This window comes from Novosphingobium sp. NPDC080210 (assembly GCF_050281025.1).
Classification (GTDB): Bacteria; Pseudomonadota; Alphaproteobacteria; order Sphingomonadales; family Sphingomonadaceae; genus Novosphingobium.
Window position 1 is genome coordinate 179,750 of the sequence record NZ_JBNNWL010000004.1, and the last position, 26,083, is coordinate 205,832.

Here is a 26,083-nt window from a genome sequence, read left to right on the forward strand (position 1 = left end):
GCAGCGCGGGGGGCCTTATCGGGGATTGCGCGCGTTTGCGCCAGTATCTTTGCGAAAAATTGCGATGCGCGCAGCAAAAGCGCGCGCACCCGGCCCCGTCCTGTAACATTTCACCCTTATGCTGGGCACGGAATCTCGCTCCGCCCCTTTCAAGCCCTCGATTTACTGATACTATCCCGCCGCAAAGCACGCAGATGCAGGATGATATGACCCAGCCCAAGGACCCGATGGAATTGCTTGGCACCCTGCTGACCGCGCCGCAGCAGTTGTTCAGCCAGTTCACGCCCGATGCCCAGGCGATCGGCGCGCCCGACCTGGCGCAATGGGCCGACATTTCGCAGCGGCTCCAGGCCCTGTGGCTGGAATTCCAGAGCGAGCAGGCCACCGGAGTCATGGCCCAGCTTCCCGCCCTGATGGCCGACCCCGCCGGTTTCGCCGCAATCATGCAGGGCTGGCTGAAAGCCCTGCCGCTGACCAATCCCGATACCCAGAAGAAGCTGTGGGAAGACAGCCTGGCCCTGTGGGAGACGGTGCTGGGCCAGTACGGCATCGGCCCCAAGACCGCCCAGCCCGAATCCGATGAACCGCAACTGCCACGCAAGGACCGCCGCTTTGCCGATCCCAAATGGCGCGAGCAGCCGTTCTATGCCCTGGTCCACCAGACCTACCTGCTGCTGGCAGAGCAAGTCATGGCCATGGCCGAAGCGGCCAATCCCGGCGACCTGGCCAAGCACGAGCAACTGAAATTCGCCGCCCGTACGCTGGTCGAAGCACTCAGCCCCGCGCATTTCCCGATGCTCAACCCGCTGGTCATGGAAAAGGCGCTGGAGACCAAGGGCGAAAGCCTGGTCAAAGGGTTCGAACACTTGCTGGCCGATCTCAAGCGCGGGCAGCTGACCCACGTCGATCCGCAGGCCTTCCGCCTGGGCGAGAACCTGGCCACGACCCCCGGCAAGGTGGTGCACGAAACCCCTCTCTACCAGCTGATCCAGTACAGCCCGACGACCGACAGCGTGCTGGAAGTCCCGCTGGTGATCTTCCCGCCGTGGATCAACCGGTTCTACATCCTCGACCTCACCCCGCAGAAAAGCTTCATCCGCTGGGCGGCGGAACAGGGCCTCACCGTCTTTGTCGTCTCGTGGAAGTCGGCCGATGCCAGCATGGCGGACCTGGTCTGGGACGATTACATCCGCGCCCAGATCGACGCGATCGACACGGTCCGCGCGCGCCTGAAGGTCAAGGCCGTCCACGCCATCGGCTATTGCGTCGCTGGCACCACGCTCGCCGCCACGCTGGCCGTGCTGGCCCGGCGCGGGCAGGCGGACAAGGTGAAAAGCGCGACCTTCTTCACCGCCCAGGTCGATTTCGCCCAGGCGGGCGAACTGAAAGTGTTCATCGACGACCAGCAGCTTGAGGCGCTCGAAAAGCTGTCGGCAGAAACCGGCTATCTCGACGGGCGCTACATGGCCGCGACCTTCAACCTGCTGCGCGGCAATGACCTGATCTGGAACTACGTGGTCAACAACTACCTGCTCGGCGGCGACTATCCGGCCTTCGACCTGCTCCACTGGAACGGCGACGTGACCAACCTGCCGGCCAAATGGCACATGAGCTATCTGAAGGACCTCTACCGCAACAACAAGCTGGTCGTGCCCGAGGCGCTCAGCGCAGATGGCACCCCAATCGACCTGACCCGGATCGAAACCCCCGCCTTCATCCAGGCAGGCCGCGAAGACCACATCGCCCCCGCCGCCAGCGTCTGGCAACTGATGCACCACCTGCGCGGACCCAAGACTTTCCTGCTCGCCGGATCAGGCCACATCGCCGGCGTGGTCAACCCGCCCGCCGCTAAGAAATACCAGTACTGGACCAACCCCCAGCCGGTAGAAAGCTTCGCTGAATTCGTCGCCGGAGCCACCGAAACGCCGGGCAGCTGGTGGCCGCACTGGATCGACTGGATTCACGCGCAGGACAGCACGACCGTTCCGGCAAAGGGCAAACGCGTGCCGGGTGGCAAGGGCGACAAGGTGATCGAGGACGCCCCTGGCAGCTATGTGAAGGCGCGTTGATTCGGTGACCCGTCGGTTCGGTGCAGGCTGAGCAACCCGGCTTCGACAGGCTCAGCCTGAGCGGGGTGTTTGATCGCAGGGCTGGCCCCCAAAACCCGCTCACCCTGAGCTTGTCGAAGGGTGTCGCGTCATTCCCTAACGGCAGCGGGAATAGTTTCGCGCAGAGAGCGCAGAGAACGCGGAGCCCACACCCGTCACTCCGGCGCAGGCCGGAGCCCAGCCCCTATAGAAACGCCGCCGCGTGCGGCGACTTTGATGGCCGGACTAGGTCCCGGCCTTCGCCGGGATGACGCAGGGCAGCTTCGGTTACTGGCATCTCTGCGGCGTCTGCGTTCTCTGCGCGAACCGTTATCGGGCGGCGTGCAGATCAGGCTCCGCCCGGTTTTCCTACTCTGCCGCCGCCTGCTAAATTCGCGGCGGCTCTTTGCAATTGACGATCTCTCATGCCCGCTGTTCGCGCAGCGGAGACCTGCGCGCAGCGCTCTGCTTTTTTGTTCTCCCCGCGTGAACAATTTTACGAAAAGGCGCGGAAAGCCCAGCAATTCCTTCAGTTCTAGCCTGTTGGAAGAAGTGGACAGGGTGTCAACTGTGTCAACCTGGGCGTGCAAGCCAAAAACCCTCCGCGCCTCTCCTTTCTTCTCCGCGCCTTTGCGTGAACCCATCCGGCCAATCCGGCTTCGACAAGCTCAGCCCGAGCGGAGTGTATGGTGCGCTCCAAGCCCCGCTCACCCTGAACTTGTCGAAGGGTGTCGCTTCATGTCGGTACTTTGGCGGAAATTGTTTCGCGCAGAGGACGCAAAGACCCAAACCGTCACCCCGGCACAGGCCGGGGTGACGCGCCATTGATCAATCGACCGTGACAGTCACCGCGCGGCGGTTGCGGGCCCAGCTTTCCTCGTCGCTGCCCAAGGCGATCGGGCGTTCCTTGCCATAGGAAACCGTGGTGATGCGGCCGGCATCGACGCCCAGGCTGACCAGGTAGTTCTTGGCCGCATTGGCGCGGCGTTCACCCAGGGCGAGGTTGTATTCGCGGGTGCCGCGCTCGTCAGCATGGCCTTCGACCGTCAGGCGCTTGGCCGGATACTTCATCAGCCACTGGGCCTGCGCGGCGAGAGCGGCCTGGTCGGTCGAATCGATATTGAACTTGTCGGTATCGAAATAGATCGTGTCCTGGCCCATCATCTGCGCGACGAAATCGGCCTGGCTACCCGGGGTCGGTGCGCCAGAGGGGGCGGTTTCGGTCTGGCTGGGCGTGCCCGGATCGGGCGGCAGAACCTGCGGCGCCTTCTTGGCACAAGCGGAAACGGTAAGGCCTGCTGCGAGCAGCAAGGTCATGGTAAGGCGCTTGTTCATGGGCATCTCCTTCAACGTATGATCTTGGGTGACCCTGCCAGAGAGTCAACACAGGTTAGGGACGAAGCGGGCCCCAGGCGGGATCGCTGCCATCGACCGGGGTTTCCAGGCGGCGTTCGTTGCGCCCGGTCAGGTCGACCTGCCACAGCGAGGTCTTGCCGCTGGTCTTGGCCGTGCGGAAGAACTGGACCACGCGGCCATTGGGGGCCCAGGTGGGGGCCTCGTCCTGCCAGCTGTCCGTCAGGTACCGCAGGTTGCCGCCTGAAGGGTCCATCACTGCGATGCGCAGGTTGCCGACGATGTGGGTAAAGGCAATCTGGTCGCCGCGCGGGCTCCATTCCGGCGTGGCCGCGCGCCCGCCGAAAAAGCTGATCCGGCGCTGGTTGGTGCCATCGGCATTCATCACATAGACCTGCTGGCTGCCCGAACGGTCGCTTTCGAACACGATCCGGCTGCCATCGGGCGAGAATGAGCCGCCGATGTCGATCCCCGGCGCATCGGTCAGCTTGACCGGCGTGCCGCCAGCGGCGGGAATCTTGTAAATGTCGGTATTGCCGCCGGTGGCCATCGAATAGAGTACCCAGCGCCCATCGGGCGACCAGCGCGGCGCGAACAGCGGGTTGCTGGCGCTCAGCAACAGGCGCTGCGCCTTGGTCTGCGGGTCGATGATGTAAATCCGCGGCTGCCCGTTGGTATAGCTCAGATACATGATCTGCTTGTAATCGGGCGAATAGCGCGGGGTCAGCGCAATGGTCTGCCCCGTGGTCAGGAAGGTGTGGTTCGCTCCGTCCGAATCCATGATCGCCAGCCGCTTCATCCGGCGGTCCTTGGGGCCGGTTTCGGCGATATAGGCGATCCGGCTGTCAAAGAACGGGTTCTCGCCAGAGAGTGTGGAATAGACCAGGTCCGCGCACTTGTGCGCGGCGCGGCGCCAGTCGCCCGGAGCGACCGTCCAGCCGGCCTTCACCCGCTGCTGGCCCAGCGCCACGTCATAGAGATAGCAGCCCACGGTGATGTTGCCACCTGCCTCGGCGCGGACATAGCCCTGCACCAGCATGTCGGCCCCGCGCGCACGCCAGCCGCCATAGTCCGGCGCCTGCACCTGGGCCAGGGCCGGGCGCGGCAGGCTGCTGGGGCCGGTCGGCTGGAACAGGCCATTGTTGCGCAGGTCGGCAAAGATCACGTTGGCGACCGAAAAGCCCAGGGTCGAGGTGCTGCCCGCGCTGGTCTGGGTCGGCACATCGGCATTGGTGGCAAAGGCCGGAATGGCGATCTTGGCGTCGTTGTCCAGGCTGCCGACCACGTCTTCCTCAACCTCTTCGGGCTGGATCGTGGGGGCAGGCGCCGGTGCGGTCTGGGCGAGCAAGGCCGAGGCGGGCAAGACCGCCGCCAGCAAGAAGGGCATGATCTTCTTCATGGGGGCTTGTTCCTACTCTTTCCTGAAGTTGAGGCGGCGGTTCTTCCACTGGTCATGGAATTCCGGCGGGAGGCCCGCGAAAGGCGCGGCAAGGCGGATCGCGCGGACGGCGCAGTCCTTGAATGGCTTGACCTGCGGGCGGTTGGCCTCGGTCACGCCGGTAACGTCAAAGTCCTCGATGGACTGGACCCGTCCGGTCTTGTCCAGCGTGAAGCGCACCGAGGCACGCAGCTTGCCCACGTCCAGCCCGCTGACCGGGCAGGAATTCCATGGACCGCGCACCTTGGAATTGATCGAGGACGACCACGAGGCGACCTGCTGCGCCGAAGCCTGCGAGGCGGCGGGGGTCTGGTCGCGGCCCGTGATGCTGCCGCCGGGTATCCCCTTGGCAAAGGCCTGATCGAAACTGCTCGCCCCGGCTTTGGCGGGCGTCGCCTTGGCCTGGACTGCCTTGGTCGGCGCAGCCTTGGCCGGTTGCGGCTTGGCCTGCGGCTTTGGCGCGGGGGCCTTTTGCGGCGGCGCAGCGGCGGGTTTGGGAGCCGGTGCCTTTTGCGGTGCGGGAACTGGCGCGGGCTGCGGCTGCGGCTTCGGCACAGGCGGAGCCGGCACGGCTTCCTCAACCGGAGCTGGTTCGCCCAGTTCAGGGCCCTTGTCAGCCATCGGATCTGACTGCGGATTGGGCGCGGTCGACACCGGGCCCATTTCATCGCTCAGCGTCACGCTCACCCGGTCGACCGGCGGCAGCGGTTCGGGCGCAGGTGCAGTGACCAGCACCCAGACCAGCGCCACGTGGCCCAGGGCGGCAAGGCCCAGGCCCAACGCCTCCTCCCGCGAAAGCCCGGCCCGCGTCACACCTGTCCCCCAATGACGAGCGTTTTGAACATGATCACAGCGCTAGGGGCTTGGAACTGAACCTGTGGTGACCAGCGAAATCGCTGTGAAGCCAGCACGATTCAGTTCGCCCATGACCGCCATGACGCGCCCATAGTCCAGGTTGCGGTCGGCCCGCAGCACCACTTGCGGCGGCTTGCCATCGGGCGCGGGCGGCACTTCGGCGAGGCGCTGGGCAAAGGTGCCCGGCTCAAGCGGAGCATCGCCCAGGTAGATCACCCCATTGCCGTCCAGCGAAATGCTGATTTCCACCGGGTTCTGGTCCAGCGGCTTGGCATTGGCATCGGGCAGGTTGACCGGCACCCCGGCGCTCAGCATCGGGGCGGTGACCATGAAGATGATCAGCAGCACCAGCATGACGTCGACCAGCGGGGTGACGTTGATGTCCGCCATGGGCGCGCGGCCGCGCCGCTTGCTGCCTCGCGAGGAAGGAGAACCCATCGCCATCAGAGCGCGTCCAGCTCGCGGCTGAGGCTGGCGTGGAAGCGGTCGGCAAAGCGCTGCAGGCGCGCTTCAAGCTGGTCGACCCGGTGCGAAAAGCGGTTGTAGGCAATCACCGCCGGAATGGCCGCGAACAGGCCGATGGCCGTGGCGAACAGCGCTTCGGAAATGCCCGGAGCCACGACGGCGAGCGACGAGTTCTGCTGCTGCCCGATCTGGAAGAACGAGTTCATGATCCCCCAGACTGTCCCGAACAGCCCGACGAAGGGCGCGACGGAACCGACCGTGGCAAGGAAATTGAGCCGCTCGGAAAGCTGCTCCGCCTCTACCGCAATCGCGCTGTCCATGGCCTGGGCCAGCCGCTGGCGCGCGCCATCGCGGTCCAGGTTCTTGCCCTTGGTCGAGCGGCGCCATTCGGCAATCGCGGCAGCAGCCACGCGCGCGGAGGGAACATCGCCGCCGCCGCGCTGGGCCTGGAACGCGTCGATGTCCGACGCATTCCAGAAGTCCTGTTCATAGGACCGGCTCGCCGCGCTGAGCTTGCGATAGCGCAGGCTGAACCCGGCAATGATCGTCCAGACCCAGACCGAGGCCAGGACGAGGCCGGCCATCACCACCTGCACGACAATATCGGCCTGGAGGAACAGGGCCACCGGATCGAGATGCTTGGGCGCTGCCGCAGCGGCGGACAGCAGGGAAAGATCGGTCATGGGTTTCCTTCGGACAGGATCGGGGCAAAGGCCGCGCGCCAGCCATCGGGCATGCGGCGCGGTTTGCCTTGGGGAGAGACAAAGCCGACGCGGAAAGTCGCTTCGGCCAGCAGCAGGCCGTCTTCGCGCACCGCCTTCTGGTGCATCCGGCACGAAGCCGCACCCAGTTCGGTGCAGCGCGTTTCGATCACCACGCCGTCATCCAGCCGGGCCGGGGCGGCATAGCGGATCGCCAGGTCGGCCACGGCAAAGGCGCCAATTCCGGCTTCGTTCACCGCGCGCTGATCAATCCCCAGCAGGCGGACGAAATCGGACCGGGCGCGTTCGAACCAGCGCAGGTAATTGGCGTGATAGACCACGCCCGACAGGTCCGTATCCTCGAAATAGGCGCGCACGGCAAAGCGGTGCAGCGGACCGTCGATCTGGCCGGAGGGAAAGGCGGGCTGTGCCGTCATACCGAAACAGCCTTAGCAACAGCGCGAGTCGCAGGGCAAGGGGCAGCTATCCGCTTACCCCGCCTTGCGAACGGTTCGTCACCGCGCCAGCATCGGCCCCAACGGCCTGCCGGCAAAGACATGTACATGAAGATGCGGGACTTCCTGGTGCCCGTGCCCGCCGATGTTGGCGAGCAGGCGATAGCCCGGTTCGACCAGCCCAGCTTCGCGCGCGACATGGCCGACGGCACGGATGAAGCCCGCGATCTCTTCGGCAGGGGCCTTGGCCGAGAAATCGTCCCAGCTGACATATGGCCCCTTGGGGATCACCAGCACGTGCAGCGGCGCCTGCGGGTTGATGTCGTGGAAAGCCAGCGCCCATTCGTCTTCATAGACGGTCTTGTTCGGGATTTCCCCGCGCAGGATCTTCGCAAAGACGTTCTGGTCGTCATAGGGCTGGGTGGCGTCGATCGGCATTACTGACCTCTTGCTGCTTTCTCGGCGATGCCGCTGGTGCCTTCGCGGCGGTCCAGTTCGGCCATGACTTCGTCCAGCGCCACGCCCTTGGCATCGAGCAGGACGAGCAGGTGGAACAGGGTGTCCGCCGCTTCGCCGATCAGTTCCTCACGGCTGCCGGACAGGGCGGCGATCACGGTTTCGACCGCTTCCTCGCCCAGCTTGCGGGCGATGACGGGAACGCCGCGCGCATTCAGCTTGGCGACCCAGCTCGTTTCCGGGTCGGCACCGCGGCGAGCGGCAATCGTGGCGGCGAGGCGGGATAGCGTATCCATGTTGCGGCCATGCGGCTGGCCACCCGCAAGGTCAAGAGGCAGCGCGCCAGATCGGATATTGCACCAGCCGCCCCTGCACGCCCAGCAAGGCATCCGCCGCGCGCACCGGTTGCAGCGCGGCGATGATCGCGGGATCGGCGGCGTCCATCCCGCCGGTCAGCGCGCCGAAAGCGGGCAGGATCAGCTTGCGCTCGCTCGCCACGGCACAAGGCCGGATGATAGCGCGCCCGCGCGCCCTGACCTTCAGCTTGGGGTGGAAATGCCCGGACAGTTCGGGCCGCGTCTCGCCCTTCAGCGCCTCGTGCCGCAGCATCACGCCCGACACCTCGATCTCGTCCACCGCGGTACCTGCCGGGACAGCCCCCTGATCGTGGTTGCCAGACACCCAGACCCAGTCCGTCGCCCGCGTCAGCGCGTCGAGCATCCCCGCCGCGTGAGGCTCCAGCCGCTCGGCCCCGGCGCGGTCGTGGAAATTGTCGCCCAGGCAGAACACCCGCCGCGCCCCGGTCTGCCGGACGGCATCGGCCACCCGCGCCAGCGTTTCGCGGCTGTCATAGGGGGGCAGCATCTGGCCAAAGCGGGCGAAGAAGCTGGCTTTCTCCAGATGGAGGTCGGCCACCAGCAGCGCTCGTTCACGCGGCCAATAGACCGCCAGGCCGCCCGCCAGGGCCATTTCCTCACCAGCGAACGAAAAGGGAACCATGGCTTTCCCTTGCCGGATGCGGATTCGCTTGGCAAGGGCGGAGCATGACTGACTGGACCCCGATGACCGCCCGCGCCCGCGCCTGGTTTGAAAGCCTGCGCGACCGTATCTGTGCCGAGTTCGAGCAGATCGAGGCAGAGGCCGGCAGTCCCGCCCGTTTCGAATATCTCACCTGGAACCGCGAGGAGGAAGGCAATCCCAATCCCGGCGGCGGTACGCGCGGGGTGATGAAGGGCCGCATTTTCGAGAAGGTCGGCGTCAACGTCTCCACCGTCCACGGCCAGTTCGCGCCCGAATTCGCCAAGACGATCCACGGCGCGGACCAGGACAACCCCGGCTTTACCGCCACCGGCATCAGCCTGGTTGCCCATATGGCCAATCCGCACGTTCCCGCCGTGCACATGAACACCCGCTTCCTGACCACCAGCAAGGCCTGGTTCGGCGGCGGCGGCGACCTGAATCCGCCGATCCCCTATGCCGAGGATACGGCAGAGTTTCACGCGGCCTTCCAGGCGGCCTGCGATGCGCATGATCCGGCGTACTATCCGCGCTTCAAGCAGTGGGCCGACGAATATTTCTTCATCCCCCACCGCAATGTCGCGCGCGGCGTGGGCGGGATCTTCTACGACCACCTGGACTGCGCCGATGATGCGGCTTTCGAAGCCAACTTCGCCTTTACCCGCGACGTGGGAGAAGCGTTCCTCGAGGTGTTCCCGCGCCTGGTCCGCCGCCGCATGAACATGGCATTCACCGACCAGGACAAACGCCAGCAGCTGGAATGGCGGGGCCGCTATGCCGAATTCAACCTGGTCTATGACCGGGGCACGCTGTTCGGGCTGAAGACCGGCGGCAATGTCGATGCGATCCTGATGAGCCTGCCGCCCGAGGCGACCTGGAGCTGATCGGGCCGCGCGAACCTCTGGGACGGGCCTTTTTGCGCTTGCCCTAAACCCCGTTTGCCAGCCATTTAGGGCACAGATGCTACGCCAGTACGAACTTGTTGAGCGGGTGCTCGCCTACGATCCCGAAGCGGACGAGGCGATGCTGAACCGCGCCTATGTCTATACCGTGCAAAAGCATGGCACGCAAAAGCGCGCCAGCGGCGATCCCTATTTCTCGCACCCGGTCGAAGTGGCAGGCCTGATGACCGAGCTGAAGCTCGATCAGGAAACGATCATCACCGCCCTGCTGCACGACACGGTCGAAGATACCCTGGCCACGACCGAAGAGATCGAAAGGCTGTTCGGACCCGAAGTCGCGCGGCTGGTCGACGGGGTGACCAAGCTGTCCAAAATCGAGGCGATGAGCGAGAGCGAGCGCGCCGCCGAAAACCTGCGCAAGTTCCTGCTGGCGATGAGCGAGGACATCCGCGTCCTGCTGGTCAAGCTGGCTGACCGCCTGCACAACATGCGCACGCTGCACTTCATCAAGAGCGAGGAAAAGCGCCGCCGCATCGCCCGCGAAACGATGGATATCTATGCCCCGCTGGCCGAGCGCGTGGGCATGTACGAATATATGCGGGAAATGCAGTTGCTCGCCTTCGAGCAGCTGGAGCCGGAAGCCTATGCCATGATCACCGGTCGGCTCGCACAGATCCGCAGCAGCGAAGGCGGCCAGGTCGATGCCATTGCCCTGTCGATCAAGCAGGCCCTGGCCGAGGCCGGGTTGAAGGTCGAAGTGTCGGGCCGCGAAAAGCACCCCTATTCGATCTGGAAGAAGATGGCCGAACGGCACGTCAGCTTTGAACAGATCACCGACATCATGGCCTTCCGCGTCCTGACCGACACGACCGAGGACTGCTACCGGGCGCTGGGCATCCTGCACACGCACTGGCAAATGATTCCGGGCCGGTTCAAGGACTATATCTCGACCCCCAAGTCGAACGGCTATCGCAGCCTGCACACCAGCCTGATCTTCGAAAATTCAATGCGCATGGAAGTGCAGATCCGCACCCGCGAAATGCACGAATTGAACGAATTCGGGCTGGCCGCGCACTGGGCCTACAAGCAGGGCGACAAGCCCGATGGCCAGGTCGGCTGGCTGCGCGACCTGATCGAAATCGTCGATGCCAGCCACGATGCCGAGGAACTGCTCGAACATACCAAGCTGGCGATCTATCAGGACCGCATCTTCGCTTTCACGCCAAAGGGCGCGCTGCACCAGCTGCCCAAGGGCTCCACTCCGGTCGACTTTGCCTATTCGGTCCATTCGGACCTGGGCAACTTTGCCGTCGGGGCCAAGATCAACGGCCGTCACATGCCGCTGCGCACCCCGCTGAACAACGGCGACGTGGTGGAGATCATCAAGAGCAAGAGCGCGTCGCCCCAGCTGTCCTGGCTGGGCTTTGTCGTCACCGGCAAGGCCCGCGCCGCAATCCGCCGCGCCGTCCGCGCCAAGGAACGCGCCGAAGTGGCCGCGATTGGGCGCAAGCTGTTCGAACAGATTGCCGAACGCCTGCCCAGCAAGATCGGCAAGAAGGCGGTGAAGGACGCGGTCAAGCGCCTGGGCCTGGCTAGCGAGGAAGAGCTGATGGCCCAGATCGGCACGGCCAAGCTGGAAGACCGCGTGGTGATGGAAGCGCTGGTCCCAGGCTCCACTGCCGGACTGCCGGAACCGGAAAACTGGCCCAAGCAGGAACGCGCCATCTCGATCCGCGGCCTGACTGCGGGCATGGCTTTCCAGCTCGCCGATTGCTGCCACCCGGTCCCCGGCGACCGCATCGTCGGCATCCGCCAGGCAGGCAAGGGGATCGAGGTCCACGCGATCGACTGCATGACCCTGGCCAGCGGCGTCGATGCCGACTGGCTGGACTTATCCTGGGGTGAGCGCAGTTCGGGCGCGGTCGGGCGGCTGCGGCTGGTGCTCTACAACCGCCCCGGCACTCTGGCCGAAGCAACGGGTATCTTCGCGGGCAACCGCGCCAATATCGTGCAACTGGCGATGACGGGCCGTGACGAACTTTTCGGCAATTACGAAGTCGATCTGGAAGTCACCGACCTGGCCCACCTCACCCGCATCGTCAGCGCCCTGCGCGCCAGCGATGCCGTGGCCGAAGCGCAGCGGATCTAACGCCTAAACCTCAAGCACCACGGCGACCTGGTCCCCCTCGGCCAGGTCCTCCGCCTTGCGCACGCTGGCCTTGACCGGAAGCATCCAGCCCACTGTCTTGCTCGGGAAAAGCGAGGTGCGAAAGCGCGTGTCCCCGATCTGCGCCGTGACTTTCAGCGAACCGAAGCCGCCAATCGTCCGCTCCATCCGCCGCATCAGCGCCGTAGCCGAAAGCGCCTCCCCCGCTTCGCCATCAATCGTCAGGAAATGCCACGAGCCGCCATTCCCGCCAGTCCAGCGCCACAGCAGTCCGGTGTGCTTCAGAATCTCCCGCTCTCCCTGAGCTTGTCGAAGGGTCATATGGGTTCACACGAAGACATGAAGATGTAGCACCGAGCCGAAGGCTCTTTGATCCATCCACGCTGCGCCATCGGCGAGGTTCGCATGGATAGGCGGCTTCGCCGTTTGCAGAACCTCTTCATGTCTTCGTGTCTTCGTGTGAACCATCCTAAGGCACCCGCCGCACCGGAACGGGAACGTTGCAGATATCCGCGCCGCCCGCCGGACGGATGAAGAACGCATCGCGGCGGTTGGCCCGGGCGTCAGCGTAGCGCGCAAAGCTCCCGCTCTCGGTGGAGAGATATTCGTAAGCGGGCAGCCCCGGAACCTCCTCGCCCAAGCGGATCGACTTGATCCCGGTCCGCTGTTCCGGCTTTTCATAAAACCCCATTCCAGCCGTTCCGCGCGGCAGGCTGGACAAGTGTTCAATGCCCTCGATCACGCGGCCCACCAGCGCAATATTGCGGTCCAGATGGCGCGGCGCGTGGCCGATCACGACGTAAAGCTCTGCCCCGCTCCCGGTGTTGGGGGAGAGATCCCGGCCCACGCCCACCATGCCATAGCAGTGGACCGGCCACTGGCTGGTGCGGTCATAACCAACGGGCCAACCGTCACGGTGGTAAAGACCCGGAGCATAAGCATCGCCCCGATGCCCCCGGCCCGCCGCCTCCGCGCGCTCATAAAGATCGCCAGCCGGTGAAACGTATTCGCTTTCGGGCGGCGACGCCAAACCGGCCGGCAGCGGCTTTGCCTTGGCGGCATCCTCGGCATTCCCGTCGCCCCATTGGACGACGTAATTGTCCTGGACCCGGTTGATGCTCAGCCCGTCCCACCAATGGGCGGCAGCCAGCTTGCGGATATTGCCGGTCCAACCGGTGCTGAACGGCGGCGGCATCAACTGGATCACCACCCGCCGCTCCGCGCCCTGGGCGTCAGGGACCAGGTCCATGACCAGCAGGTCCGCCGGCGCAATCGCGATCCAGTCCGCCTTTGGCGCAGCGGCGACTATCTCGCCCGGAGCAAGCGGGGATGGCTTGTTCTGGCCGGCAACCAGCCTGGCCGAAGCCTGTGCCTGGACGGGAGACGCCTGACCCACCGGGATCAGGGCAAGGGCAACAAGGGGGAGAAGCTTCTTCATGCCCCGCACAGTGCCAGCCGCGCGCCCGATGTCAAACCGCCGTCACGCCTCTTCTTCCAGCGCGTCGATGTCCTCGTCCGACAGGCCGAAGTGGTGCCCGACCTCGTGGATCACGACGTGGGCGACCAAATGCTCCAGCGTTTCATCCCCGCGCGCGATCCATTCGTCCAGGATCGGAGAGCGGAACAGCCGGATCCGGTCGGGCATGGTGCCCGATGCGTTGTGCTTTTCCCCCACCGGCACGCCTTCGTAGATTCCGGTCAGTTCGAACGGATCGGCAATGCCCATGGCCGCCAGTGTTTCTTCGTCAGCGAAATCCTCGACCATCAGCACAAGCCCCTCCAGATGCGCGGCAAACGGCTCCGGCAACCGCTGCAAGGCCGCTCGGGCCAGGGCTTCGATCTCGATCAGCGACGGGGCAAGGCCAATGGTCCGGGTCATGCCGGAGAACATAGTCGCAAAGCCGACGCCCGCAACGCTTGCACGATCGCCCGCCGGGCGCTAGGGCGCGCTCTTCCAGTGCACGCGGAGCGGTGGCCGAGTGGTCGAAGGCGCTCGCCTGGAAAGTGAGTATACGTCAAAAGCGTATCGAGGGTTCGAATCCCTCCCGCTCCGCCATTTAAACCATTGGAATCATTCTATTCTTTGGGTTTGGCGCAAAAAATCCCCTGCATTTCAAGGGTTGTAGGTAGCAACCTCTCCACTGCCCATCTGCGGCGTAGGGGCATCTTTGCTCTCTTAGGCCCGATATTCTCCAAAGCTCTCGACCGGACCTGTTTTAGTGGATGAGCATATCGGCTTGGAAATGCGTGCTTTTTTAACAGTGCCGAAATGGCCGTTGGATGCTGGTAGAACCTCAAGATTCTACTCGGATCGAACCCGCCAGAACCCCGAAACGACGAAGGCGGCAGAGTTGAACTCCGCCGCCTTTCGTTTTGCCAGGGCTTGGTGTGGATGCTGCTCAGGGCTCGAGATTGACCGGCAGCTTGATCTTGGGCTTCCGCTGCTGCGAAGCCATGGAGAGGTTCACCTTTGCCGAGATCACCCTGATGGTCGCTGTCCGATGGTGGAAGGCCTTAAAAGCCGAAGCAATCGCCGGGTCGGCGAAGGTAGTGGTTGTCTGCTGGTTCTGCGGCGCCGTTAGGATGCCGGTCGGGATCACTTCGTGCCAGCCGCGCGCTTCGCGGAACATCGCGATCAACGTGCCAAACGGCCAGTGGGCATGGTCGAGATGGGCTTCGTCGATCGTGATCAACTGCCCGGTGATGTCACAGGGCACCCGTCCCTGTGCATCCCCATGCGACTTGAAATGGCGCAGCTTGGCAGCGCGCAGATCGCTGGCGACCACGCCGCGGCAGGCATCTGCGAACTCCTGCGATTGCGGCTTGGGTTTTGCGCTGATCGCCGTCGGGAAGCTGAAGTCGGTCCATGAACCGTCAGCCCGCTCCACCCAGAACCCCGGGGTCGCAAATCCGGCTCCGAAGTTGAGCCGCCTTTCGAAGCGAACAATGCCCGTGCCGATTTTCGACGGGGTATCCGTGATAGCGTCATCATAGCGCTCCAGCAGCGCGACAAGGCCGCTGTGGTGCGCAGCATCGATAATTTCGTCCCCGTCTGCATAAGCATGCAGGATCCCCCTGAAGTGCACTGTGGCAGCCTTCTGGCTCAAAAACTCGCGTCCGTTACTCAGCTTCACAGCTTTGGCCATGCTTATACCTCCATTGAAAAATGCCGGCGCTGCGATGCCCACTCTACGGGGAACGGCTCGGCCAGCGTGGTCAGATTGATCCCTTGGCCCTGTCGGCCGTCGAGGATCGCGTCGATGATGTCCGGGGCGAGCAGCGTCATGCGAAGTACCCGGGTCAGGTAGCTCATCCCGATGTTCTCCTTCTCGGCCAGTTCAGTGACCGAGGAGTACGCGCCCTTTTCCAACAAGCGCTTCCAGCGGAAGGCTCTGGCCAACGCCTTGACCACGGTGTTATCCATGCGGGACCGCTGCAACTGACCGCCCGGAGGCAGCACCATTTCCTTACGGCCACCCCGTTTCCTGATCTGGAAAGGAATATGGATCGTGACGGTCTGGGTTTCGCTGGAGGCCCTCATGCTGCCGCCTCCAGTGCGGGGGCCCGCAGTTCGCGGACCAGGGTGCCAATGCCATCAACCCGGACCTTTACATCGAGGCCCGCGCTGCCAACGATGACCTTGTCGATCAGCAGCTGAACAATGCGCGCCTGTTCGGCCGGAAATAGCTCCTCCCAAAGCGGATCAAGGCTCGTAAGTGCCTCCCGGGCCTCTTCCTCCGGTACGGTGGGGCAATTCTTGACTGCGCTTTTCCAAGCCCCCACGATTGCTTCGGGTTGGCGAAATACGGACCGAAGCTGCTCGACCACCGTGCCTTCAACTTCCGCTGCCGAGATGCGGCCCATTGTGCATGCCCCCGCGCCTTGCCGAAGCAAGGTCTGGCTGACGTAATAGCGGTAAAGCTTGCCGTTCTTGCGCGTGTGGCTCGGTGAAAACGCAGCCCCATTTGACCCCCAGAGCAGCCCCTTCAGCAACGCAGGGGTGTTAGCGCGCGAGCGATTGGCACGAACGCGGGGGCTCTCCTTGAGGATAGTGCGAACGGCATACCAGAGCTCGCGATCAATGATTGCGTCATGCTCCCCAGGATAGCTCGTGCCCTTGTGGACTGCTTCGCCGAGATAGGCCCGGTTGTTCAGCATGCGATAGAGGAAGCCCTTGGTGATCGGCTTTCCCTGGCGGGTCGTAATGCCGCGCTGAGCGAGTTCGCGCAGAAGGGTTGTGCCTGATCCAATCTCGACGAACCGCTTGAAGATGAACCGGACGTTCGCCGCGGCATCATCGTTCACGATCAGCTTGCGGGCCTTCACATCGTAACCCATCGGCGGCACCCCGCCCATGAAGATCCCTTTGGCGCGGCTAGCGGCGAACTTGTCGCGGATGCGCTCAGCGGTGACCTCGCGTTCGAACTGGGCGAATGACAGCAAGACATTGAGCGTCAGCCGGCCCATGCTGGTGGTGGTGTTGAACGACTGGGTGACCGAGACGAACGTCACCTGATTGCGGTCGAACACCTCAACCAGCTTTGCGAAGTCCATAAGCGAGCGCGACAGACGGTCGATCTTGTAGACCACGACCACATCGACCAGCCCATCTTCGATGTCAGCTAGCAGGCGCTGCAGCGCGGGGCGCTCCAGCGTGCCGCCGGAAATCCCGCCGTCATCATAGTGATCCCGGACGGGGACCCAACCTTCCGAACGCTGGCTGGCGATGTAGGCTTCGCAGGCTTCGCGCTGGGCATCGAGCGAGTTGAACTCCTGCTCGAGTCCTTCTTCGGACGACTTGCGGGTATAAACTGCGCAGCGCAGCTTGCTGATGCTAGTGTTGTTCATGCTGCCCTCCGGTTGTCCTTGAGGCCGAAGAAGACCCACCCGTTCCAGCGCGACCCAGTGATTGCGCGGGCAATTGCAGAGAGTGACTGGAAAGGGCGGCCCTGCCATTCGAAGCCGTCCAGGGTGACGGTGACGGTGTGCTCGACACCTTGCCATTCGCGGATCAGCCTGGTGCCGACGATCGGCTTAAGGTTGGCCCGCACGCGACGCGTGGTGATATTGCCGCCATCAAGCTGCTCACCCAGCTGCTGGAGCCGCTTCACCGTTGCGGGTTTCAGTCCACCGTAAGCCAGTTCCTGCACGCGGTAGGCCAAGCGGCTCTCAAGGTAGCGCCGGTTGAAGGCGGGCGGCTCCTCGCAGAACAATTCACGCCACTGCGCTTTGAGCTCGGCGATCGAGGCAGCCTTCAAGGCAGCCAGTCGGGTAAGGACGGGATCAGTCTTCATTGTGCGGTTCTCCGGTTGTTGCACCGGCACTACCGCTCTGTTCGGGCGTGAAGTGTAGCGGAATTTCTCTATCTTCTTCAGATAGTTGGAGGCGCTTACGCTCATGCAGGCGGACAAGGCCTGCACCGAGTAGCGCGTACAATTCCGCGCGCCGGGCTGCCGGGGTCATCTGGTCAGGGTGGAGCGGATTTGGGCGCTTCACTTGGGGTTCTCCGTCTATCGCTCGACAGGATCGAGCGGTGGTGCTGAGACGGAAAAGCCAGTTGGCCTCGGCCAACGGGACAGGGGCAACAGGTCGAAAGGCCAGCACGTAATGTAGCCCAGCCCGCTGACCTTCAAACCTGCACAGACCTCGGGAATGGAAGGATGGTTGCGGCTTGGCCAATCTGCAGAACCTCAACGGAAGCGCGACCCGGGCTGTCCGCAGGCCACCGAAAAATTGCTGTAATCAAGATACAGCGCGTTTAGCATTGACAAGACCGGCGATTCGGAAATATCTCTCTGTACATAGCTCTACAGCAGGATTTGAAATGCGCCTCATTGACCTTTGCCATTTTCAAACTGGGTTCACGGCGCGTCGCCGGCTCGAGCCTTCGTTTGGCGACGGCCAGCTCGCGCTGCAGCTTCGAGACCTCCGCGAAGATGGCTCGATTGATATGCAAGGTCTTCAGCGGTTTGATTTAGGCCTTCTGCCGGCTCGGTATGCGGTCAAGCCGGGGGATGTTGTCTTTCGCTCGCGGGGGCAGTCGACCATTGCTTATTTGGTGCCTGAGGTGATGACTGAGCCCGTCGTGGCTCTTCTTCCCCTGATCATCCTTCGCCCGCGACCGGAAATCGTGACGCCTGAGTATCTCGTTTGGGTGATCAACCAGCCGGGCGCCCAGCGTCAGATCGATGCTGAAGCTCAGGGCACAAGTTTGCGTATGATCCCTAAAACCAGCCTCGAAGGAATTCTGGTGCCCGTCCCTGATCTCGGCACCCAGCGTCTAGTGGTTGAAGTAGCACGACTATCCGCGAGGGAAACTTCGCTGCTTCGCGACCTCGCCGACATCACAAAGATCCACACAAGCCAGGTTCTCGCTAGCCTGGTCCAGACTGGCGCCAAGCTTAAAGGAGCCCACCAATGACCGATCAACTGACCCAACAGCAGGTCAACCAGACTGCCTGGGCTGCCTGCGATACCTTCCGCGGCGTCGTCGATGCCGGGCAGTATAAAGACTACATCCTCGTGATGCTGTTCCTGAAGTACATCTCGGACCTCTGGAACGATCACGTTGACACCTACCGTAAGCAGTTCGGTGACGACGAGGCGCGCATCCGCCGCCGGCTGGAACGCGAGCGCTTTGTCCTGCCCGAGGGGGCCAGCTTCTATGACCTCTACGACAGGCGCAACGAGGCCAATATCGGCGAGCTGATCAACATTGCGCTCGAGAAGATCGAGGATACCAACCGCAGCAAGCTTGAAGGCGTCTTCCGCAACATCGACTTCAACTCAGAAGCTAACCTCGGCAAAGTCAAGGATCGCAATCGGCGACTCAAGAACCTGTTGGAGGACTTTGCCAAGCCGGCGCTCGACTTGCGCCCGTCTCGGGTGACCGAGGACATCATCGGTGAATGCTACATCTACCTGATTTCCCGCTTTGCCTCGGATGCGGGTAAGAAGGCCGGTGAATTCTACACGCCCACGGCCGTCTCTGGCCTGCTCGCTAAGCTGGCCGGCGCGAAGGCCGGAGACACTATCTGTGACCCGGCTTGCGGATCTGGCTCGCTGCTGATCCAGGCAGCGCAGGAAGTGGGCTCGGACAACTTCGCCCTGTTCGGGCAGGAAGTGAACGGCGCTACATGGGCGCTCGCCCGCATGAACATGTTCCTGCATTCCAAGGATGCCGCGCGCATCGAATGGTGTGACACGCTGAACAGCCCCGCGCTCGTTGAGGGCGATCATCTCATGAAGTTCGACGTCGTCGTCGCCAACCCGCCATTTAGTCTCGACAAGTGGGGTGCCGAGCATGCCGACAGCGATCAGTTCAATCGCTACTGGCGCGGCATTCCGCCCAAGTCGAAGGGCGATTACGCCTTCATCACGCACATGATCGAGATCGCCAAGCGGCAGAGCGGGCGCGTGGCAGTGATCGTGCCGCACGGCGTGCTCTTCCGCGGCGCAGCAGAGGGGCGGATCCGTCAGGCCCTCATCGAGGAAAACCTGCTCGATGCGGTGATCGGCTTGCCTGCCAACCTGTTCACCACCACTGGCATTCCGGTTGCCATCCTGATCTTTGACCGGTCGCGCGAGCAAGGCGGGGCGAACGAAGCGCGCAAGGACGTGCTGTTCATCGACGCGAGCAAAGAGTTCACGCCGGGCAAGACCCAGAACGTGATGAGCGAAGAGCACATCGCAAAGGTTCTGGAAACCTACTGCAACCGGACGGAAATCGAGAAGTATTCCCACCTCGCCGCGCCGGCGGAGATTGCCGAGAACGACTTTAACCTCAACATCCCGCGCTATGTCGACACCTTCGAGGCCGAAGAGGAAATCGACGTTGCGGCCCTGCAGCAGGACATCAACCGCATCGAGGCCGAACTGATCGAGGTGCGCGCGAAGATGGCCAGCTATCTGAAGGAGCTTGGCGTCGATGTCTGAGGGTGATCTGATCCTTTACACCACCGTTGACGGGGCCGCGCAGATCCAGCTTCGTGCGGTGAATGGCACGGCCTGGCTGACCCAGCGCCAGATGGCCGACTTGTTCGACAAAGATGTACGCACCATCAACGAGCACATCCAGAATGTGTTTGCCGACGGTGAGTGCGATCCAGTGGCAACCATCCGGAAATTCCGGATAGTTCAAACCGAGGGCGCACGCGAGGTTTCACGCGAGGTTGATGCCTATAACCTCGATGTGATCCTGTCCGTCGGCTACCGCGTGCGCTCGCCGCGCGGCACCCAGTTCCGCCGCTGGGCAACGACGGTCCTGCGGGAATACCTGATCAAGGGCTTCGTCATGGACGACGCGCGGCTGAAGGATTCCGCTTACGACTATTTCGACGAGCTGCTGGAACGCATTCGCGATATCCGGGCGTCGGAAGCGCGGTTTTACCAGAAGATCCGCGATATCTTGGCGCTGAGCGAGGATTACGATCCCAAATCGGGCGCCGCGCAGGAATTTTACGCGACGATCCAGAACAAGATGCTGTTCGCGGTTGCCGGTGGCACCGCGGCCGAACTGATCAAGTCTCGCGCCAACCCCGATGCGCCCAACATGGGGCTGACAACCTGGAAGGGCGCCGTCGTGCGAAAGGGCGACGTCACCACCGCCAAGAACTATTTGGGCGAAGCGGAAATCAAGGAACTCAACCTGATCGTCACCATGTTCCTTGATACGGCGGAACTACGCGCCAGCCGGCGGCAGACGATGCGGCTGGCGGAATGGGAAGGCGTGCTCGATACCTTCATCACGTCCAACGAGCTGCCGCTGCTGCGCAATGCCGGCAGTATCTCGGCGAAGAAGGCCGAGCAGATTGCCCATGCGCGCTATGCGGAATTCGAGGGCAAGCGCCGGGAGTCCGAGCAGCTCGCCGCACAGCAGACCGATGATCTGGCCGAGCTGGAGCGGATTGCTAAGGCCTCCAAGGGACGGAAGAAGGGGGCCGGAAATGCCTGAGCAACGAAACGAAAAATCGGCGTTTACCCGATCTCTTTTTGATGGCGACTTGCCAAGGGACTGGCAACTTGTGCCGGTGGGAGCCGCATTGCTTGGCACACAGTACGGTCTAAGCGAACCCGGCGATGCGGAAGGCAACACTCCTATTGTGGGGATGAGCGACCTGAAGGGCGGATATGTTAATCTGACGGATTTGGCTACTGTGGATGACGCTGGAAACGATTGGACAGGCATGCAGCTTCGGCAGGGGGATTTGCTCCTCAACCGAACAAACAGCCCGGATCTCGTCGGTAAGGTCGGAATTGTCAGGGAAGACACGCAGGCAGTTTTTGCGTCCTACCTGGTCAGGCTCAATGTTGACCGGAAGCAGGCTGAACCTGAATTCGTAAACTTCTGGCTGAATACAACCATCGCGCAAACAGCGCTCAAGCGCCTTTCAACTCGCGGTGTGAGCCAAGCGAACATCAATCCCACGGAGTTCCGCAAGCACTGTCCACTGCCACTCCCCCCACTTCCTGAACAGCGCAAGATCGCCGAAATCCTGCGCACATGGGACGAGGCGATCGAGAAGCTGGAGGCGCTGCGGGCGGCGAAGTTGCAGCGGCATCGCGCTCTGACACATTCACTTGTCTTCGGGACACGGCAACTCGACCGATTTCACACAACGGACGAAGTAACGCCACGCCGATGGTTTACACTTCCTGCGTCCTGGACGTCTAAGCCCATCGGCAAGCTGGCCAAGGAGATTTCCGAACGCAACGCAGACGGAACGGCACATGAGGTCCTGTCATGCTCAAAATACGAAGGGTTCGTCCGTTCGCTTGAGTATTTCAAGAAGCAGGTCTTCAGCGCTGATCTTTCGGGCTACAAGAAGATCTGGCGCGGCGATTTCGGCTTTCCCAGCAACCATGTCGAGGAAGGCTCGATCGGACTTCAGAACCTGACCGATGTGGGCGTCGTCAGCCCGATCTACACAGTTTTCCGTTTCGCATCCGACAAAGTCGATAATGCTTATGCCTATGCCGTCCTCAAGACCGGCCTCTATCGGCACATCTTTGAGGTCAGCACCAGCGCATCGGTCGACCGGCGCGGCAGTCTGCGCTGGAGCGAATTCTCGAAATTGCCCTTCCCGCTGCCTCCGTTGGCCGAACAGCAAGCCATCGCGGAGGTGCTGGGTACCGCACAGAGCGACCTCGACGCCCTGAACAACGAAATTAATCTCCTCACCCGCCAGAAGCGCGGCCTGATGCAGAAGCTCCTGACGGGCGAATGGCGTGTGCAACTGGAGGAAGCCGCATGAGCTTCAACGCCGCCGAGAAGTTCCAGTCGCAGATCCCGGCGCTGCAAATGCTGGTTGCGCTGGGCTTTCAGCCGCTGAGCCAGGCCGAGGCGCTGCGTCTGCGCGGGGGGCGGCTGCGCAATGTCGTGCTCGACGATATCCTTGTCGAAAACCTGATGCGCATCAACCGCTTCACCCACAAAGGCCGCGAGTACCCCTTCGATCTGGAAGACGCGCACGAGGCGATGCGCAAGCTGAAGCCGACGCCGGACCGGCTGAAGGGCCTGCGCGGCACCAACCAGGATATCTACGATACGCTGGTGCTCGGCACGACGATTACCAAGACGATCGACGGGGATTCGAAGAGCTATTCCTTCCGCTTCATCGACTGGGGCACGCCCGCCAACAACGCGTTCCACGTGACGGCCGAATTCGCGGTTGAGCGGACGGGCAGCACCCAGACGAAGCGCTGCGATATCGTCGCCTTCGTGAACGGTATTCCGGTGCTGGTGATCGAAAACAAACGCCCCACGGAAAGCCTGAAAAAGGCCGGCAGCCAGCTGATCGGTTATCAGAGCGAAAACCGGATCCCGCAGCTGTTCCACTTCGCTCAGCTGCTCCTGACGATGAACCGGGTGGAGGCGCGCTATGCCACCGTCGGCACACCGCAGAAGTTCTGGGGAACCTGGCGGGATGAGGAGGACACGGACGAGTGGATCGAACCGCGCGCCAACCGCCCGCTGACTGCGTCCGAGAAAGACGCGATCTTTTCCGGCGATTTCGCCGATGCGCGCCGTTACTTTGATGCGATGGCCGCGGAAGGGCCGCGCGCCATTTCTCCGCAGGACCGGGCGATCCATGCCCTGTGCCGGCCGGAACGCCTGCTCGACCTGATCCGCCGCTTCACGGTGTTTGATGGCGGCGTGCGCAAGGTGGCGCGGCACCAGCAGTTCTTCGGCATCCGCAAGGCGGTGGAGCGGGTCAAGCAAGTCGATGTCAACGGCGCCCGCAAGGGCGGCGTGATCTGGCACACGCAAGGGTCAGGCAAATCGCTGACCATGGTCATGCTCGGCCGTTCGCTGGCGCTCGACAAGGATATTCGCAACCCGCGGATCATCATCGTCACCGACCGTGACGACCTCGACAAGCAGATCAAGGACACGTTCCGGTCCTGCGACATGGAGCCTGTGCGGGCGACGACCGGCGCCAATCTGCTGGAACTGATCGAGTACAAGGCCGGCCTGATCACGACGATCATCAACAAGTTCGACACGGCCCTACGCAACAGCGCGCGCGCCGATGACGATGCCAATATCTTCGTCCTGGTCGATGAAAGCCACCGCACCCAGACCGGGAAATACGGCGGCCACAGCCAGTTCGCGACCAAGATGCGGCGGCTGCTTCCCCGTGCCTGCTACCTTGGCTTCACCGGCACGCCGCTACTGAAGAAGGAAAAGAACACGCTTTCGACCTTTGGCGGGCTGATCCACAAATACGCCATCAACGAGGCCGTGGCCGACGAGGCTGTCGTCCCGCTGCTTTACGAAGGCCGAATGGTCGAACAGCAGATCTCCGGCACCGTCATCGACAAATGGTTCGAGAAGATCAGCGAAGGCTTGACCGACAAGCAGAAGGCAGACCTCAAGCAGAAGTTCTCGCGCATGGATGCACTGGCCAAGACCGGCCAGGCGATCCGGGCAAAGGCGTTCGATATCTCCGAACACTACCGGCAGCACTGGCAGGGCACCGGGTTCAAGGCCCAGCTGGTCGCGCCGTCCAAGGCCGCGGCCATCCGATTCAAGGAGATGCTGGACGAGATTGGCCACGTCACCAGCGAAATCATCATGTCGCCCCCCAACGACAACGAGGGCAACGAGGAGGTCGACAAGGAATCCAAGGATCTGGTCCGGAAATTCTGGGACCAGATGATGGCGAGGTTCAAGACCGAGGAAGAGTACAACCGGCAAATCATCGATGCGTTCAAGGGCTCGGGCGATCCAGAAATCCTGATTGTCGTGTCGAAGCTGCTGACCGGTTTCGACGCCCCCCGGAACACGGTCCTTTATGTGTGCAAGTCATTGAAGGAGCATAATCTCCTCCAGGCTATCGCGCGCGTGAACCGGTTGTATGAAGATGACGGGGTCGAGAAGCAGTTCGGTTTCATCATCGATTATGAAGGCCTTCTCGGCGAGCTCGATAGCGCGTTGACCACCTACAGCGCGTTTGAGGGTTATGATGCCGGCGACCTCGTCGGGACTGTCCACGATGTCCGGGAGGAAATCCGCAAGCTGCCGCAGCTGCATGACCAGCTCTGGGACATCTTCAAGTCCGTTCGCAACAAGAAGGACATGGAGGAATTCGAGCAGCTTCTGGGCGATGAAGCCATCCGGCACGATTTCTATGAACGGCTGAAGGCGTTCAGCCGCTGTCTGCACATCTCGATGTCATCCGACAAATTCCTCGACGTATTTGACGAGGCCAAGGTCGAGACGATGAAACGGGACTGGAAGCGGTTCTCCGAGCTCAAGCGATCGGTCCAGCTGCGGTACCAGGAAGTCGTCGACATCAAGGAGTTCGAACCCAAGATCCAGAAGCTGCTCGACGATCATGTGGTGGCATTGCCGGCCGAGACCATCATCGAAGTCGTCAACATCAATGACCCGGACGCGCTCAAGGCCGTGGTCGAAGAAACCGGAGTGTCGGAAGGCTCCAAGGCCGACCGCATTGCCAGCGCCACTCGCCGGACGATCACGGAAAAAATGGAGGAGGATCCGGCCTTCTACATGCAGTTTTCCGAGCTGCTGGAAGAGACGATCCGCGCTTACCGGGAAAAGCGTCTGTCCGAACGAGACTACCTGAATGGTGTCATCGATCTTGCCAGCAAGGTTGCTCGCAAGGATCGCGGGCAGCACATGCCAGACGCGGTCAAAGGCAATGATGACGGTCAGGCCTTCTTCGGCCTTCTCGATGGCAGCCTGACAACCCAGGCTGGCGAACCGGTCGAGCGCGAGGACACTGCCCAGGTGGCACTCGACATCATTGGGATCATCAAGGCGCACCACATTGTGGGCGTGTGGTCCAACGAGGTTGCTCAGAACAACATGCGCAACGCTATCGACGACTATTTCTTCGACGTCTTGCGTGACGAAAAGGGTGTCGGCGTCCCCGTTGAGATGCTGGATGACCTTGAGCAGAAGATCATGGATTTGGCCCGGGCGAGGTTTCCGTGACGCAGCCTGAGCATCTCAGCCTGATGTATGGTGAAGACCGGATCGATTACCAGGTTATCCGAAGGGCGCGTAAAACGCTCGAGATTGCGGTCGAGCCGGACGCGTCCGTGGTTATTGCCGCCCCGGAAGATGCGAGCCTCGAAGCGATCGAGGCCAAGTTGCGGAAACGGGCAGCTTGGGTGACACGTCAGCAGCGCTTCTTTGCCCAATTCCTTCCCCGTGTCCCACCGCGGGAGTTCGTGCCTGGCGAGACGCATCTGTATCTCGGACGGCAATACCGGCTGAAGGTCGTCCCGCACGTGCAACAGGCCGTCAAACTGATCCGCGGCTATTTCGTGGTGCAAACGCACAGGCCGCTCAGTCCCGATGTCACGCAGGAATTGGTCGAGGCGTGGTACCGCGAACGGGCGCATGTCAAATTTGCAGAGAGGATCGAGGTGAACCTCAAGCGATTTGCGGATGGAGAGCAGCGCCGACCCAAGGGACTAATCATCCGTCAGCTTAAGCAGCGCTGGGGATCCATGTCACCAGGATCCCGTCTCATGCTGAATCGCCGCCTGATCGAGGCTCCGATCGACGCGATCGATTACGTCATCACCCACGAACTTTGCCACGTCACCGAACCGCATCATGGTGCCGCTTTTTACGATCTGCTCGAGCGAGCAATGCCGGACTGGGAGCGCCGAAAGCTGCGGCTGGAGCGGGCGATGGCCTGATTTTGAAAG

At 62.5% G+C, this 26,083-nt stretch carries 25 protein-coding genes and 1 tRNA gene; 10 read left to right on the plus strand and 16 right to left on the minus strand.

Annotated features, from left to right (window positions below):
- Positions 1–206 precede the first annotated feature (206 nt).
- Positions 207–2,069, plus strand: a complete 1,863-nt coding sequence (locus tag ACQKOE_RS12600) for a PHA/PHB synthase family protein (protein ID WP_427513089.1) — start codon at positions 207–209, stop codon at positions 2,067–2,069.
- 846 nt (positions 2,070–2,915) lie between these two features.
- Here ACQKOE_RS12600 and pal read toward each other — a convergent pair.
- From pal to pdeM, 9 genes are all read right to left on the minus strand, one after another.
- Positions 2,916–3,422 (minus strand): peptidoglycan-associated lipoprotein Pal, encoded by a 507-nt coding sequence (pal, locus tag ACQKOE_RS12605; protein ID WP_427513090.1) that lies wholly within the window; start codon positions 3,420–3,422, stop codon positions 2,916–2,918.
- Between the two features lie 55 nt (positions 3,423–3,477).
- The gene (tolB, locus tag ACQKOE_RS12610; protein ID WP_427513091.1) at positions 3,478–4,839 is read right to left on the minus strand and encodes a Tol-Pal system beta propeller repeat protein TolB; all 1,362 of its coding nucleotides are present in this window, start codon (positions 4,837–4,839) and stop codon (positions 3,478–3,480) included.
- 12 nt (positions 4,840–4,851) lie between these two features.
- Positions 4,852–5,658, minus strand: a complete 807-nt coding sequence (locus tag ACQKOE_RS12615) for a cell envelope biogenesis protein TolA (protein ID WP_427513092.1) — start codon at positions 5,656–5,658, stop codon at positions 4,852–4,854.
- 75 nt (positions 5,659–5,733) lie between these two features.
- Entirely contained in the window at positions 5,734–6,177 is a 444-nt protein-coding gene (locus ACQKOE_RS12620; protein ID WP_427513093.1) for an ExbD/TolR family protein, read from the minus strand.
- Positions 6,177–6,881 carry a protein TolQ gene (gene tolQ / locus ACQKOE_RS12625; RefSeq protein ID WP_427513094.1) on the minus strand — a complete coding sequence of 235 codons (705 nt, stop codon included), beginning with the start codon at positions 6,879–6,881 and terminating at the stop codon, positions 6,177–6,179. Before tolQ ends, ACQKOE_RS12620 begins: the two co-directional genes overlap by 1 nt.
- Positions 6,878–7,336 (minus strand): YbgC/FadM family acyl-CoA thioesterase, encoded by a 459-nt coding sequence (locus ACQKOE_RS12630; protein WP_427513095.1) that lies wholly within the window; start codon positions 7,334–7,336, stop codon positions 6,878–6,880. The genes tolQ and ACQKOE_RS12630 overlap by 4 nt, the downstream gene beginning before the upstream one ends.
- Positions 7,337–7,414: 78 nt before the next feature.
- A complete protein-coding gene (locus ACQKOE_RS12635) occupies positions 7,415–7,792 on the minus strand; it encodes a histidine triad nucleotide-binding protein (RefSeq protein ID WP_427513096.1) in 378 nt (125 codons plus the stop codon).
- Entirely contained in the window at positions 7,792–8,106 is a 315-nt protein-coding gene (locus tag ACQKOE_RS12640) for a phosphoribosyl-ATP diphosphatase (RefSeq protein ID WP_374589816.1), read from the minus strand. The genes ACQKOE_RS12635 and ACQKOE_RS12640 overlap by 1 nt, the downstream gene beginning before the upstream one ends.
- Positions 8,107–8,137: 31 nt before the next feature.
- Positions 8,138–8,809, minus strand: a complete 672-nt coding sequence (gene pdeM / locus ACQKOE_RS12645) for a ligase-associated DNA damage response endonuclease PdeM (RefSeq protein WP_427513097.1) — start codon at positions 8,807–8,809, stop codon at positions 8,138–8,140.
- A gap of 44 nt (positions 8,810–8,853) precedes the next feature.
- Between pdeM and hemF the strand changes: the two genes are divergently transcribed.
- Both hemF and ACQKOE_RS12655 read left to right on the plus strand, forming a co-directional pair.
- Positions 8,854–9,711: an oxygen-dependent coproporphyrinogen oxidase gene (hemF, locus tag ACQKOE_RS12650; RefSeq protein WP_427513098.1), complete on the plus strand. Its 858-nt coding sequence runs from the start codon at positions 8,854–8,856 to the stop codon at positions 9,709–9,711.
- Positions 9,712–9,787: 76 nt separating this feature from the next.
- Positions 9,788–11,878: a RelA/SpoT family protein gene (locus ACQKOE_RS12655; RefSeq protein WP_427513099.1), complete on the plus strand. Its 2,091-nt coding sequence runs from the start codon at positions 9,788–9,790 to the stop codon at positions 11,876–11,878.
- Between the two features lie 3 nt (positions 11,879–11,881).
- Here the strand turns inward: ACQKOE_RS12655 and ACQKOE_RS12660 are convergent, their stop codons facing one another.
- From ACQKOE_RS12660 to ACQKOE_RS12670, 3 genes are all read right to left on the minus strand, one after another.
- Positions 11,882–12,217, minus strand: a complete 336-nt coding sequence (locus tag ACQKOE_RS12660) for a DUF1905 domain-containing protein (RefSeq protein WP_427513100.1) — start codon at positions 12,215–12,217, stop codon at positions 11,882–11,884.
- A gap of 148 nt (positions 12,218–12,365) precedes the next feature.
- Positions 12,366–13,334: a peptidylprolyl isomerase gene (locus ACQKOE_RS12665; RefSeq protein WP_427513101.1), complete on the minus strand. Its 969-nt coding sequence runs from the start codon at positions 13,332–13,334 to the stop codon at positions 12,366–12,368.
- A gap of 42 nt (positions 13,335–13,376) precedes the next feature.
- Positions 13,377–13,775 carry a metallopeptidase family protein gene (locus tag ACQKOE_RS12670; protein WP_427513102.1) on the minus strand — a complete coding sequence of 133 codons (399 nt, stop codon included), beginning with the start codon at positions 13,773–13,775 and terminating at the stop codon, positions 13,377–13,379.
- Between the two features lie 86 nt (positions 13,776–13,861).
- Here ACQKOE_RS12670 and ACQKOE_RS12675 point away from each other — a divergent pair.
- Positions 13,862–13,952: transfer RNA gene (locus ACQKOE_RS12675), tRNA-Ser, on the plus strand.
- Positions 13,953–14,295: 343 nt separating this feature from the next.
- Here ACQKOE_RS12675 and ACQKOE_RS12680 read toward each other — a convergent pair.
- The 4 genes from ACQKOE_RS12680 to ACQKOE_RS12695 are packed head-to-tail and all read right to left on the minus strand — an operon-like array spanning position 14,296 to position 17,295.
- A complete protein-coding gene (locus tag ACQKOE_RS12680) occupies positions 14,296–15,042 on the minus strand; it encodes a DUF3223 domain-containing protein (protein WP_427513103.1) in 747 nt (248 codons plus the stop codon).
- Between the two features lie 2 nt (positions 15,043–15,044).
- Complete coding sequence (locus ACQKOE_RS12685) at positions 15,045–15,437, minus strand: hypothetical protein (protein WP_427513104.1); 393 nt, start codon at positions 15,435–15,437, stop codon at positions 15,045–15,047.
- Positions 15,434–16,744, minus strand: a complete 1,311-nt coding sequence (locus tag ACQKOE_RS12690) for a recombinase family protein (protein ID WP_427513105.1) — start codon at positions 16,742–16,744, stop codon at positions 15,434–15,436. Before ACQKOE_RS12690 ends, ACQKOE_RS12685 begins: the two co-directional genes overlap by 4 nt.
- Positions 16,741–17,295: a DUF2924 domain-containing protein gene (locus ACQKOE_RS12695; protein WP_427513106.1), complete on the minus strand. Its 555-nt coding sequence runs from the start codon at positions 17,293–17,295 to the stop codon at positions 16,741–16,743. Before ACQKOE_RS12695 ends, ACQKOE_RS12690 begins: the two co-directional genes overlap by 4 nt.
- A gap of 425 nt (positions 17,296–17,720) precedes the next feature.
- Between ACQKOE_RS12695 and ACQKOE_RS12700 the strand changes: the two genes are divergently transcribed.
- Genes ACQKOE_RS12700 through ACQKOE_RS12725 form a run of 6 tightly spaced genes read left to right on the plus strand, consistent with a single transcriptional unit; the run spans position 17,721 to position 26,074 of the window.
- On the plus strand, positions 17,721–18,317 hold the full coding sequence (locus tag ACQKOE_RS12700) for a hypothetical protein (protein WP_427513107.1): 597 nt from the start codon (positions 17,721–17,723) through the stop codon (positions 18,315–18,317).
- A complete protein-coding gene (locus ACQKOE_RS12705) occupies positions 18,314–19,831 on the plus strand; it encodes a type I restriction-modification system subunit M (protein ID WP_427513108.1) in 1,518 nt (505 codons plus the stop codon). Before ACQKOE_RS12700 ends, ACQKOE_RS12705 begins: the two co-directional genes overlap by 4 nt.
- A 58-nt stretch (positions 19,832–19,889) precedes the next feature.
- Complete coding sequence (locus ACQKOE_RS12710) at positions 19,890–20,849, plus strand: virulence RhuM family protein (RefSeq protein WP_427513109.1); 960 nt, start codon at positions 19,890–19,892, stop codon at positions 20,847–20,849.
- Positions 20,842–22,149, plus strand: coding sequence for a restriction endonuclease subunit S (locus tag ACQKOE_RS12715; RefSeq protein ID WP_427513110.1), 1,308 nt, complete (start codon positions 20,842–20,844; stop codon positions 22,147–22,149). Before ACQKOE_RS12710 ends, ACQKOE_RS12715 begins: the two co-directional genes overlap by 8 nt.
- Positions 22,146–25,358, plus strand: coding sequence for a type I restriction endonuclease subunit R (locus tag ACQKOE_RS12720; RefSeq protein ID WP_427513111.1), 3,213 nt, complete (start codon positions 22,146–22,148; stop codon positions 25,356–25,358). Before ACQKOE_RS12715 ends, ACQKOE_RS12720 begins: the two co-directional genes overlap by 4 nt.
- A complete protein-coding gene (locus tag ACQKOE_RS12725) occupies positions 25,355–26,074 on the plus strand; it encodes a M48 family metallopeptidase (protein ID WP_427513112.1) in 720 nt (239 codons plus the stop codon). The genes ACQKOE_RS12720 and ACQKOE_RS12725 overlap by 4 nt, the downstream gene beginning before the upstream one ends.
- The last annotated feature ends 9 nt before the right edge of the window (positions 26,075–26,083 follow it).